Consider the following 13,159-nt stretch of genomic DNA (forward strand, 5'->3'; position numbering starts at 1 on the left):
GTGTCATCTTCGCTTTGGTTGCAATGCTTGCAACAGCTTCAAGAAGAGTTACCAGCTACAGAATTCAGTATGTGGGTACGTCCGTTACAAGCGGAGCTCAATGGTAATACTCTAACTCTATTTGCACCAAACCGATTTGTACTCGATTGGGTGCGCGATAAGTACTTAAATAGCATCAACCGTTTGCTACAAGAATATTGTGGTAATGATATTCCGCATCTTCATTTTGAGATCGGAAGCAAACGAGTGACTGCTCCAAAATCTGAGACTATCGCCCCAGCTCGTACACGTACAGCAGCCGATGTGGCTGCTGAATCGTCAGCACCTGCTCAGTTACAAGCTCGTAAGCCTGTTCACAATATATGGCGTGATGAAGAGCCCGTAGCGGTTGACCTTAACCACCGTTCAAACGTAAACCCAAAACATAAGTTCAATAACTTTGTTGAGGGTAAATCAAACCAATTGGGTTTGGCGGCGGCACGCCAGGTTTCTGATAATCCAGGTACAGCCTATAACCCGTTGTTTTTATACGGTGGTACCGGTTTAGGTAAAACGCACTTGTTGCATGCGGTGGGTAATGCCATTGTTGACAACAAACCGAATGCTAAAGTGGTTTACATGCATTCTGAGCGTTTTGTTCAAGATATGGTGAAAGCGCTACAAAATAACGCGATTGAAGAATTTAAGCGCTACTACCGTAGTGTTGATGCATTGCTTATCGATGATATCCAATTCTTCGCGAATAAAGAGCGTTCTCAAGAAGAGTTTTTCCATACCTTTAACGCGCTGCTTGAAGGCAACCAACAGATCATCCTAACGTCTGACCGTTATCCAAAAGAGATCAACGGGGTAGAGGATCGTCTTAAATCTCGCTTCGGTTGGGGTTTGACGGTTGCGATTGAGCCACCAGAGCTTGAGACTCGTGTTGCGATCTTAATGAAGAAAGCAGAAGACCACCAAATTCACCTTGCGGATGAAGTGGCATTCTTTATTGCTAAGCGTTTACGCTCTAACGTTCGTGAGCTCGAAGGCGCATTGAACCGTGTTATTGCGAATGCAAACTTCACTGGCCGTCCGATCACGATCGATTTCGTGCGTGAAGCACTGCGTGACTTACTTGCCCTGCAAGAAAAACTGGTCACCATTGATAACATTCAAAAGACAGTCGCTGAATACTACAAAATCAAAGTTGCTGATCTATTATCTAAACGTCGTTCTCGTTCTGTTGCTCGTCCACGCCAATTGGCGATGGCACTGGCTAAAGAGCTGACTAACCACAGTTTGCCTGAGATTGGCGATGCATTCGGTGGCCGTGACCACACGACCGTGCTGCACGCTTGTCGTAAGATTGCTCAGCTGCGTGAAGAGAGCCACGACATTAAAGAAGATTATTCGAACTTGATTCGTACCCTTTCTTCTTAATACACAGTATTCTTAACCTTAATAAGCAGAATCTTGGCCACGTACTATTACGCAGTGCCATTTAGACCGTAAGAGCAAGATATGAAATTTACCATTGAACGTAGTCACCTGATTAAGCCATTACAACAAGTATCTGGCGCGCTAGGTGGCAGGCCAACGCTTCCAATTCTAGGAAACCTACTGATTAAAGTAGAAGATAACGTGTTGTCGATGACAGCGACGGATCTAGAAGTTGAACTGATCAGCCGTGTAACGCTTGAAGGTGATTTCGAAGCGGGCAGCATCACCGTACCTTCACGTAAGTTCCTAGATATCTGTCGTGGTTTGCCAGACAGCTCAGTGATCACTGTGGTATTGGATGGTGACCGTGTTCAGGTTCGCTCTGGTCGTAGCCGCTTCTCATTGGCAACATTACCTGCGGCAGATTTTCCAAACATTGAAGACTGGAGCAGCGAAGTTGAAGTGTCTGTGACACAAGCTGAATTACGCGGTCTTATCGAGAAAACACAATTCTCAATGGCGAACCAAGACGTTCGTTACTACCTCAACGGTATGTTGTTTGAGATTGAAGGTTCTATCCTACGTAGCGTCGCAACTGACGGTCACCGTATGGCGGTATCACAAGCTCAACTTGGTGCGGATTTTGCTCAAAAGCAGATCATTGTTCCTCGTAAAGGTGTTCAAGAGCTAGTGAAGCTACTGGATGCTCCAGAACAGCCAGTAACGCTGCAAATTGGTAACTCTAATGTGCGCGCTGAAGTGAACAACTATGTCTTCACTTCTAAACTCGTTGATGGTCGTTTCCCTGATTATCGACGCGTAATGCCGCAAAATACCACCAAGACATTAGAAGCTGGCTGTGATGAGTTACGCTCCGCATTTTCTCGTGCTGCGATTCTGTCGAATGAAAAATTCCGTGGTGTTCGCGTTAATCTTGTAGATAGCGAGATGCGCATTACCGCGAACAACCCAGAGCAAGAAGAAGCCGAAGAAGTGCTAGACGTAACCTTTGATGGTGACGCACTAGAGATTGGCTTCAACGTAAGCTACGTATTGGATGTATTGAATACGCTACGTTGTGAACAGGTTCGAATCTCAATGTCAGACGCGAATGCGAGTGCGTTGATTGAAAATGCACAAGATGACAGCGCGATGTACGTTGTTATGCCGATTCGTTTGTAAGCCGTGTTTGTTTATACATTATGTTTGCTTATCAACAACGTTTGTCTATCGAGCCGTGATTGAAGATTAATATGAAGACGTTATGCCTTTATCGCGCTTAATCGTAAAGCAGTTTAGAAATATTGAAGCCTGTGACATTCAACCGTCATCAGGCTTTAACTTTCTTATAGGGGCTAACGGAAGCGGCAAAACCAGTGTCCTTGAAGCGGTGTATCTGCTCGGACATGGTCGCTCGTTCAAAAGCTCCTTAACCGGTCGTATCATTCAAAATGAGTGCAGTGAACTGTTTGTGCATGGCCGTTTTATGACCTCGGATCAATTTGAGCTGCCAATTGGCATTAATAAGCAGCGCGATGGCACCACAGAGGTTAAAATAAGCGGTCAAACTGGGCAAAAATTGGCTCAGTTAGCTCAAGTCTTACCTTTGCAGTTGATTCACCCTGAAGGGTTTGATTTACTAACCGATGGACCTAAGCATCGCCGTGCATTCATTGATTGGGGAGTCTTCCACAGTGAGTCGGGCTTTTATGATGCTTGGGGCAGGGTAAAGCGCCTCAATAAACAGCGTAATGCCTTATTGAAAACGGCGACGAACTATCGAGAGCTGAGCTATTGGGATCAAGAATTGGCCCGTTTAGCGGAAAGTATCAGCCAGTGGCGTGCCACTTACGTTGAGCAGCTTAAAGAAGTCGCTGAAGAAATCTGCGCGACCTTCTTACCTGAGTTTGAGATAAAGATTAACTATTATCGAGGCTGGGATAAAGACACTCCATACGCCGAGATTTTAGAAAAGAATTTTGAAAGGGATCAGCAACTTGGTTACACCTTTAGTGGGCCAAACAAAGCGGATCTAAAGATAAAAGTGAACGGCACTCCAGTGGAAGATGTCTTGTCACGAGGTCAGTTGAAGTTGATGGTGTGCGCGTTACGAGTAGCACAAGGGCAACACCTCACTCAAATGACAGGTAAGCAGTGCATCTATTTGATAGATGACTTCGCTTCCGAATTAGATAGCCAACGCCGAGCACGTCTTGCTGAGTGTTTAAAGGCGACCGAGGCTCAAGTTTTTGTAAGCTCTATTACCGCTGATCAGATTGCAGATATGCATGACGAAAATAGCAGGATGTTTCATGTGGAACATGGCAAAATAGAGCAAGGATAATTAGTCAGAGAGTAACTATGTCAGATAATTACGATTCATCGAGTATTAAAGTACTGAAGGGTCTGGATGCGGTACGTAAGCGTCCTGGAATGTACATTGGCGACACGGATGATGGTACCGGTCTGCACCACATGGTTTTTGAGGTGGTAGATAACTCTATTGATGAAGCACTCGCTGGTCACTGTAATGACATCATCGTAACTATCCATGAAGATAGTTCTGTGTCAGTAAGCGATGACGGCCGTGGTATTCCAACAGAATTACACCCAGAAGAAAAAGTATCAGCAGCAGAAGTAATCATGACGGTTCTTCACGCTGGTGGTAAGTTCGATGATAACTCGTACAAAGTTTCTGGTGGTTTGCACGGTGTTGGTGTTTCAGTAGTTAACGCACTTTCTAAGCAAGTTACTCTTACTATCCACCGCGGTGGCAAAATCCACACTCAAACATACAGCCACGGTGAGCCTCAAGCGCCACTAGCGGTTGTGGGTGACACGGACAAGACAGGTACAGAGATTCGTTTCTGGCCGAGTGAAGAAACCTTCACTAACATCGAGTTCCATTACGATATTTTAGCTAAGCGTCTACGCGAGCTATCATTCTTGAACTCAGGTGTATCAATTAAGCTGATTGATGAGCGCGAAGAAGACAAAATGGATCACTTCGAATACGAAGGCGGTATCCAAGCGTTTGTTGAACACCTTAACACCAACAAAACACCAATCATCCAGAAGATTTTCCACTTTGATTCAGAGCGTGATGACGGCATTACCGTTGAAGTTGCGATGCAGTGGAACGATGGTTACCAAGAAAACATCTACTGTTTCACCAACAACATCCCTCAACGCGATGGCGGTGCTCACTTAGCGGGCTTCCGTGCTGCACTAACGCGTACATTGAACAGCTTCATGGACAAAGAAGGCTTCTCGAAGAAAGCGAAGACTTCAACATCTGGTGATGATGCTCGTGAAGGTTTGACGGCGATTGTTTCGGTGAAAGTGCCAGATCCTAAATTCTCAAGCCAAACTAAAGACAAACTGGTTTCTTCAGAAGTGAAGTCTGCCGTTGAGTCTACAATGGGTGAGAAACTGTCTGAGTTCCTAATTGAGAACCCAGGTGAAGCGAAAATCGTTTGTTCGAAAATTATCGATGCAGCACGTGCTCGTGATGCAGCGCGTAAAGCTCGTGAGATGACACGTCGTAAAGGCGCATTAGATTTAGCGGGTCTTCCAGGTAAACTAGCTGACTGTCAGGAAAAAGATCCTGCACTGTCTGAACTGTATATTGTGGAAGGAGACTCTGCTGGCGGATCAGCTAAGCAGGGGCGTAACCGTAAGAACCAAGCAATCCTACCGCTTAAAGGTAAAATCCTTAACGTAGAGAAAGCACGTTTCGATAAAATGCTATCTTCTCAAGAAGTTGCAACGCTAATCACAGCACTTGGTTGTGGTATTGGTCGTGACGAATACAACCCAGATAAACTGCGTTACCACAACATCATCATCATGACCGATGCCGATGTCGATGGTTCTCACATCCGTACTCTGCTACTGACGTTCTTCTACCGTCAAATGCCAGAGTTGATTGAACGTGGTTACATCTACATTGCTCAGCCACCACTTTACAAAGTGAAGAAGGGTAAGCAAGAGCAGTACATCAAAGATGAAGATGCGATGAACCAGTATCAAGTATCTTTAGCTTTAGACAATGCAGAATTGCACGTAAACCCTGAAGCGCCTGCGTTTGCTGGTGAAGGCTTAGAGAAGCTTGTTCATCAATACAATGCAGGTATCAAGCTAGTTGATCGTATGAGTCGTCGTTACCCACGCGCATTGGTTCACGAACTGATTTATGTACCTCGCCTAACGGCAGAGCAGTGTCATGATGAAGCAGCCGTTGAAGCTTGGGGTAAGCAGCTTGTAGAGCAGCTAAACGGCAAAGAAGTGGGTGCGAGCCAATACTCTCTTGAAGTTGAAAAACACGAAGAGCTAGGTTTGAGCGTTCCTAAGATTGTAGTGCGTACACACGGTGTTACTCACGAACACGTACTCAGCATTGACCTTATCAACTCGAAAGAGTTTGGTAAGCTAGCGGACCTTTCTGAAGCTCTTAATGGCTTGATCGAAGAAGGCGCTTACATCAAGCGTGGTGAGCGTACTCAAGCAGTTTCTAGCTTTGTTGAAGCTCTGAACTGGTTAGTGAAAGAGTCTCGTCGTGGCTTAAGTCTACAACGATACAAAGGTCTAGGTGAGATGAACCCTGATCAGCTTTGGGAGACGACAATGGATCCTGAAACTCGTCGTATGATGCAAGTAACGATTGAAGATGCTGTTGGTGCGGATCTGTTGTTTACAACGTTGATGGGCGACCAAGTAGAACCGCGTCGTAACTTCATCGAAGAGAACGCACTTAAAGTAGCAAACCTAGACGTTTAGTATCTTTGATACTTCGCTCTTTCGCTTAATTTCTGTGTCAGAGGTGCTCACATACATTCGTATGCTCCGCGCCTCTTCTTTGAACTAAAACGAAATAGCTTCGTTTCAAAAAACTAAAATTTTAAAAAGCACTGTCCTTTGGATAGTGCTTTTTTGTATTTGTAAGGTACTGAAAAATATTGGATTGGAAAAATAATTGAAAATAATCCCTTGAAACTATTTTGCTCAATCCACATATCTAGTTGTGAAGAGGATGACTGTCTTGCTCTACAAGAGAAGAAACAGAACCTTCATTACCGCTGACGAAGTATCGCTCAATAGAGGATAACTTTGGCAGCACACAATTTAAAAATTGATTCATTGTCATGTCCCAGAGTTGTCACCAAATGAGGTGAAACCCGTGGAATGCGAACTGAATCCCTTAGCTGTTTACTGAATCACTCACAGGTTCGATCTCAGTAAAAATCACAGCTAAGACTATTGCTTACTAAAAGGATAGCATTATGAGAACTGTAGATTTCACTCCACTTTACCGCAACGCAATCGGCTTCGATCGTCTATTCAACATGATGGAATCGAACACGTCGAAAAATACTTCTGGCGGTTACCCTCCTTACAACATCGAGCAAAAAGACGAGAACAACTACCGTATTACTATGGCAGTCGCTGGTTTTGCAGATGATCAATTAGACCTTACTCAAAAAGAGAATATGCTAATTGTTAAGGGTGAGCGTAAAGCAGAAGCCGAGAAAACTTTCGTATACCAAGGTATTGCAGAGCGCGATTTCGAACGTAAATTCCAACTGGCTGACTATGTAAAAGTGGTGGGCGCAAGCATGGAAAATGGTCTTCTTCACATCGACCTAGAACGCGAAATCCCAGAAGCGATGCAACCACGTAAGATTGCAATTAATGGTAATAGCCTACTAGAAGGCTAAAGCTATTGGCTTAGCTCAATTGAGTTAAAGCGTATCGGGAAGTAGAAGTGAAAGAGCACCAGAACCTTGAAGAAGGTAGGTGCTCTTTTTGTATTTGGGTTACCGTTTTTGTATTTGGGTTGCAGGAAGCTAAAAGGTCTTATTGCTGTTCTGAGTAAGCCTTTTTCACTTCCTCAGCAATGATCGCAATACCTTTCTGCATCGCTTCATCATCTTGTACGTAGTTCATACGCAAGCACTGGTGAGCATGATCCCACTCGTCTTCTTGACCGATAAAGAAGTATTCACCCGGAACAATCAATACGCCGCGAGCTTTGAGGCGGTCATACAGCTCCATAGTGGTGATCGGCAGTTCATCAAACCATAGCCATAAGAAGATAGCGCCTTCAGGTTTGTGAATACGGAAGCGTGGGTCATCGATAGCTTGTTGTAACAACTCAACCGCGCGCAAAGATTTCTCTTTGTAGAAAGGCTTAATCACTTCGCTGCTTAAACGCAGTAGGTCACCGTTCTCAATCATGTGGTTAGCAATTGCGGGACCAACGCTGCTTGGCGCTAGGCTGATAATGCCATTCATGTTAGTCAGCGCTTGGGTGACCTCTTCGCTCGCAATCACGATACCGCAACGCACACCCGGCAGGCCAAGTTTAGATAAGCTCATGCACAGAATGGTATTTTCATTCCAGAACGGTTCCACATCTTCAAAGATGATGTTTGGAAACGGCAAGCCATAGGCATTGTCGATCAGTAGCGGGATGTTATTTTCACGCGCCAGTTTATCCAGTTTACGTACTTCTTCGTCGGTCAGCACGTTACCGGTTGGGTTGGTTGGGCGAGAAGCACAGATAGCGGCAACCGAGTCATCAACTTTTAGCTGTTCAAAATCGACGTGGTATTTGAACTGTCTGTTTTCAAGCAGCTCGATCTCTGGGTGGTACGAGATGAAAATATCGTCATCAATGCCAGCATCGCCGTAGCCGATGTATTCCGGTGCGATCGGCAGTAGGATTTTCTTGTGTGAACCGTCGGGCTGTTGACCCGCTAACAGGTTGAATAGGTAAAAGAAGCCGCTCTGACTACCATTCGTCAGGCTGATGTTCTTCTCGCTGATGTCCCAGCCATAAGTCTCTTTTAGCATCGCCGCTAATGACTTAATGAAGCTATCTTTGCCCTGCGGACCATCGTAGTTGGCGAGGGCGGCGATGAGTTCTCCACTGGCGAGCATGTCGGCACTGGCTTGGTTAAAGTAATCGAGCATGGCTGGGATAGCGGCTGGGTTACCACCACCGAGCATGATTGCGCCTGGAGTGCGCAGGCCATCATTCAAATCATCCATTAAACGAGTGATTCCAGAGTAACGATTAAACTTTTCACCAAACTTAGAGAACTGCATTACTTATTTTACCTAATTCATTGTGATTGCTTGTTATGTGTCATTAAGGCAGACCTTATGCCTGCCATCAGTGTATTCCTTGAACATACCGCAATGCTTTTGCGACGCATAGCGCCAAATGCTCTAACACGGAAAAAACTTCTATAAAGTTTAGCTAATGAGTGTTCGCTTTCTTATTGAACGAGTGTTTTGTGATCAAAAAAGGAGAAGCTGAGCTTCTCCTTTTAGTTTCTACGGTTTATTTCTATCAGCGTTTATTTAGCGCCGGTATACACAACCAACACCTTGTCATCTTTATATTGGCGCTCGAAGGCGTAATAGCCTTTGCTGTTGCGAATGATGTGCTTACCTTGAGCGACGGCTGGGTGGCGTTGGCGGAATTGGCCAAGGGTTTGCCAGTGTTCTAACAGTTGCGCTCGTTCGCCAGTGATTTGATCCCATGGCATATCTGAACGGGTTCCTTGCATTGGGTCTGAACCTGTTGCGCCGAAGTCTCGTGCAATTTCATCGCCGTAATAGATCTGCACGGCACCGGGAGCCAGCATCAATGCGTTTGCGGCTTTGGTTTGCTTGGCAAAGTCGCTGCCGTGCTGTGTCCAGAATAGCGAGGTATCGTGAGACGATAGGTAACTCAACACGTTGAACTCGCTGTCAGTGTTGATCTTGTCTGCGTAGCGGAGGTAATCAGCATCGAGATCGGATAGACACTTAAGCGCCTTTGGTGCGATATCGCTTTGGAATTCAAAGTTAATGATCGAATCAAAACCGTTAGCGAAGTAATCTGATTTCACCACGCTATGTGCCCACACTTCGCCTGTCATCCAGAAGGGCAAGTCATCTAAGGCTTTGTCTGGGTTATTCTGTTTCCATTCAGCTAGTGCTTGATTGGTGCTTTCCTTCAATTCAGCCCAAGCGTCCAGTTCAACGTGCTTGGCGGTATCAACCCTAAAGCCATCAACGCCGTATTCACGCACCCAATCAGATAACCAAGTGATTAGATGTTCACGAGGCGTTTTAAGTTCATCGGTCGCGCTGGTGGACTTGTTGCGATAGAAATTAGGTAGCCCGGTTGTCTCTGTCGATTCTGTTTTGAAATCGGGTAGATGCGCTAAAGACATGGTGAGGTTGTTGTAACCTGGTGAGTCATAAGCGCCGATATCGCTGCGTAGCCAAGCTTTGCCCCACCATTTTTCCCACGCTTCTTTATCGCTGTAAGAGATGTAGTTATTGAAGTAGTGCCAATTCTGGCCTGATTCTGGTTGCCAGTCTGTCCAATTTTCACCGAGGGTTTGTTTAGCTTGTTCATCAGTAAGGTTGAGTTTGCCAAAGTCGAACTCTTGCATATCAGCAAGTGTGGCGTAGCCAGTGTGGTTCATAACCACGTCCCAAACAACACGAATGCCTTTGCTGTGCGCGGTATCGATGAAGGTTTTCAGCTCGTCTTCGGTACCCATGTTGTCGTCAAGCTTGGTCCAGTCTTGATGGTAGTAGCCATGATAGGCGTAATGTTTGAAGTCACCGCGATCACCGCCACCAACCCAGCCGTGGATCTGCTCTAGTGGAGAGGTAATCCAGATAGCATTGGCACCGAGCGATTCGATGTAGTCGAGTTTTTCGGTTAAGCCAGCCAGGTCACCACCGTGGAAGGTGCCGATTTCATCTTGTCCGTCTTGGCTGCGACCGTAGCTGTTGTCGTTGTCAGGGTTGCCGTTGTGGAAGCGGTCGGTCATCACGAAGTAAACCGTAGCGTTGTCCCAACTAAAATCGGCTTTGGTTTCTGGTTCTACTTTCTCTAGTAGTAGAACACCTTGGCTGCTTTCTGCTGGCTGCATAGTGACGCTGCCGTTGGTTACGGTAGTTTGTGTGCCTGAAAGAGCATCTCTTACCAGAGTACCTTCATCAAAGGTTTGAGTAACATCGATGGTGGTTGGCTGGTCACTAGGTACTGGGCAGGCAAAGCTTTGTACTTGTTGCTGCTTTGGCTTTACCTGAACCGTCAGCTCATTGGTTTGTGGGTTGAGCGTAAACTGGTAGGTGTTTGCACGAAAGACCTTAATCTCTATTTCAGATTTATCGGCACAATCGTCTAGGCGAAGGGGTTTATTGAATTTGATGCGACTCTCTTCAGCCAGCGCAAAGTTGGTACCACAGGTATTTTGAGCGTCGCTGATAGAGAAGGTATAGCTACCTTTAGCGAGTTCTTGTTCTGCGAACACGGTGCCTTTACCTGTCGATTCAAATACGATGGTGTCGTTGTCAATCGTCAGCAGTAGGTTGTTGTCACTGGTTTGGCTGCATGCGCTGAGTGCGAGTATTGAAAGCGCGAGTACTGTTTTTTTCATTGTTCCCTTCCCCTGAATAAACAGGTTAGTTATAGCAAACAATGCCCTCTACAGTCCGAGTGCTGTTTCATTCAGTTGGTCAATAACACCTCTACAAACAAATGCTTGGTTCACAAAAACAAAAAGGGAAGCTTTCGCTTCCCTTTGGGTGTTTACCTTTGGTTGCTCAGAGTATGACTTAGAGCAACCGTCTCACTCGTGCTTATTTTTGCAGTAGAGAGATGTCTGCAATCTGTAGGAACAGGTTACGTAGGTTGTTCAGTAGCGTTAGACGGTTCTTCTTAAGCGCTTCGTCATCAGCCATAACCATTACGTTATCGAAGAATGCATCAACAGGTTCACGTAGATCAGCAAGCTTGCTTAGGGCTTCTTGGTAGTTGCCTGTTGCGAATGCTGGTTCTAGTGCTTCTGTCATTACTTCAACATTTTCAGCCAATGCTTTCTCTGCGTCTTCTTGAAGAAGCGTTAGGTCGATTTCAGCTGGTAGCTCGCCATCGAATTTCGCAAGGATGTTACCTACACGCTTGTTCGCTGCTGCTAGTGCTTCTGCTGCTTCCAGTTCACGGAAGTGAGAAACCGCTTTAACGCGTTGGTCAAAGTCAGCAGGCTTAGTTGGACGACGTGCTAATACCGCTTGGATGATATCAACGCTGAAACCAGCATCTTGGTACCATGCTCGGAAACGACCTAGCATGAAGTCGATAACGTCAGCTTCTACGTTTTCGTTGGTTAGCTTGTCGCCTAGTAGCTCTTTCGCTTTACCGATTAGATCAGTTAGGTCTAGGTTGTAGCCGTTTTCAACGATGATACGTAGCACACCTAGTGATGCACGACGTAGAGCAAATGGGTCAGAACCTTTTGGCGCTTGGCCAATACCGAAGATACCTACGATAGTGTCTAGCTTGTCTGCCATTGCGACTGCAGATGAAATACCGGTGCTTGGTAGGGTGTCACCCGCGAAACGAGGCATGTACTGTTCGTAAAGTGCCAGTGCTACTTGCTCGTCTTCACCATCGTGCGTTGCGTAGTGCATGCCCATCACACCTTGAGTATCCGTAAATTCGAATACCATAGATGTCATTAGGTCACACTTAGCCAGTAGGCCTGCACGCTTAGATTTCTCAACATCAGCATCGATTTGCTCAGCAATGTAGCCAGCAAGCTCTGTGATGCGGTCTGTTTTGTCTTTGATCGTACCCAGTTGCTTCTGGAAGATCGCTTGGTCTAGTTCAGCAAGACGGTCGATAAGCGGACGCTTACGGTCTGTGTTGAAGAAGAACTCAGCATCAGCAAGACGTGGACGTACAACCTTCTCGTTACCTTCGATTACGTGACGAGGCTCTTTAGACTCGATGTTCGAAACGAAGATGAAGTTTGGCAGAAGGCTTCTTTCAGCGTCACCAATCTCATGCGAATAAACAGGGAAGTACTTCTGATCGCCTTTCATGGTGTAAACCAAGGCTTCAGAAGGCACTTTTAGGAACTCTTGCTCAAACTTAGCAGTAAGCACCACTGGCCATTCAACCAAAGAGGTAACTTCTTCAACAAGGTCATCTTCTAGGTCAGCAATACCGCCAACCGCGTCTGCTGCTTTTTTAGCATCAGCAAGGATGATCGCTTTACGCGCATCGTAATCTGCCATTACTTTACCGCGCTCTTCTAAGATCGCAGGGTATTGGTCAGCAGAGTCGATTGTGAACTCTTGTTCGCCCATGAAACGGTGACCACGGATAGTACGAGCAGAAGCTACGCCTAGGATTTTGCCTTCAACAAGCTCATCGCCTAGTAGCACTGTCAGTGTTTTCACTGGACGGATAAATTGAATGTCTGAGTTACCCCAGCGCATTGCTTTAGGAATTGGTAGGCCAGCCAGTGCTTTCGCAGCGATGTCCATTACCAATTCTTGTACTGGTTTGCCAGCCACTTCTTGCTTGAAAAGAAGCCACTCGCCTTTGTCTGTTTTCAGACGGTCAGCTTGCTCAACAGTAATACCGTTACCACGAGCCCAACCTTGTGCAGCTTTCGTCGCGTTGCCTTCTGCATCGAATGCCACAGAAATTGCAGGACCGCGCTTCTCAACGACTTTGTCTGCTTGGCCTTCAGCCAGTGCTGTCACTTTAAGTGCTAGACGACGAGGTGCTGCGTACCACTTGATGCCTTCGTGAGAAAGCTCAGCAGTTTTAAGACCTGCTTCAAAGTTAGAAGCAAAGGCTTCTGCTAGAGAACGAAGTGCCGTTGGTGGAAGCTCTTCCGTACCCAGTTCAATTAGAAAATTCTTCGCCATG

General features: G+C 46.0%; 8 protein-coding genes. 5 read left to right on the plus strand and 3 right to left on the minus strand.

What is annotated here, in order from left to right; all coding sequences use genetic code 11:
- From dnaA to QUF19_RS00025, 5 genes are all read left to right on the plus strand, one after another.
- Positions 1–1,422: a chromosomal replication initiator protein DnaA gene (gene dnaA / locus QUF19_RS00005; RefSeq protein WP_065111976.1), complete on the plus strand. Its 1,422-nt coding sequence runs from the start codon at positions 1–3 to the stop codon at positions 1,420–1,422.
- A gap of 81 nt (positions 1,423–1,503) precedes the next feature.
- Positions 1,504–2,604, plus strand: coding sequence for a DNA polymerase III subunit beta (gene dnaN, locus QUF19_RS00010; protein ID WP_017107516.1), 1,101 nt, complete (start codon positions 1,504–1,506; stop codon positions 2,602–2,604).
- Positions 2,605–2,686: 82 nt separating this feature from the next.
- Positions 2,687–3,766: a DNA replication/repair protein RecF gene (gene recF / locus QUF19_RS00015; protein ID WP_017111752.1), complete on the plus strand. Its 1,080-nt coding sequence runs from the start codon at positions 2,687–2,689 to the stop codon at positions 3,764–3,766.
- 17 nt (positions 3,767–3,783) lie between these two features.
- Positions 3,784–6,201 (plus strand): DNA topoisomerase (ATP-hydrolyzing) subunit B, encoded by a 2,418-nt coding sequence (gyrB, locus tag QUF19_RS00020; RefSeq protein WP_286295251.1) that lies wholly within the window; start codon positions 3,784–3,786, stop codon positions 6,199–6,201.
- A gap of 503 nt (positions 6,202–6,704) precedes the next feature.
- Entirely contained in the window at positions 6,705–7,139 is a 435-nt protein-coding gene (locus QUF19_RS00025; protein WP_017107513.1) for an Hsp20 family protein, read from the plus strand.
- Between the two features lie 139 nt (positions 7,140–7,278).
- On the opposite strand, the gene QUF19_RS00030 is transcribed toward QUF19_RS00025, so the two are convergent.
- From QUF19_RS00030 to glyS, 3 genes are all read right to left on the minus strand, one after another.
- Positions 7,279–8,532 (minus strand): valine--pyruvate transaminase, encoded by a 1,254-nt coding sequence (locus QUF19_RS00030; protein WP_286295253.1) that lies wholly within the window; start codon positions 8,530–8,532, stop codon positions 7,279–7,281.
- A 254-nt stretch (positions 8,533–8,786) separates the two neighbouring features.
- Positions 8,787–10,874, minus strand: coding sequence for an alpha-amylase (locus QUF19_RS00035; protein WP_286295256.1), 2,088 nt, complete (start codon positions 10,872–10,874; stop codon positions 8,787–8,789).
- Between the two features lie 202 nt (positions 10,875–11,076).
- Positions 11,077–13,158 (minus strand): glycine--tRNA ligase subunit beta, encoded by a 2,082-nt coding sequence (gene glyS, locus QUF19_RS00040; RefSeq protein WP_286295257.1) that lies wholly within the window; start codon positions 13,156–13,158, stop codon positions 11,077–11,079.
- Between the last annotated feature and the right edge of the window lies 1 nt (position 13,159).

It is taken from the genome of Vibrio sp. FE10 (assembly GCF_030297155.1).
Lineage (GTDB): Bacteria > Pseudomonadota > Gammaproteobacteria > Enterobacterales > Vibrionaceae > Vibrio > Vibrio apostichopi.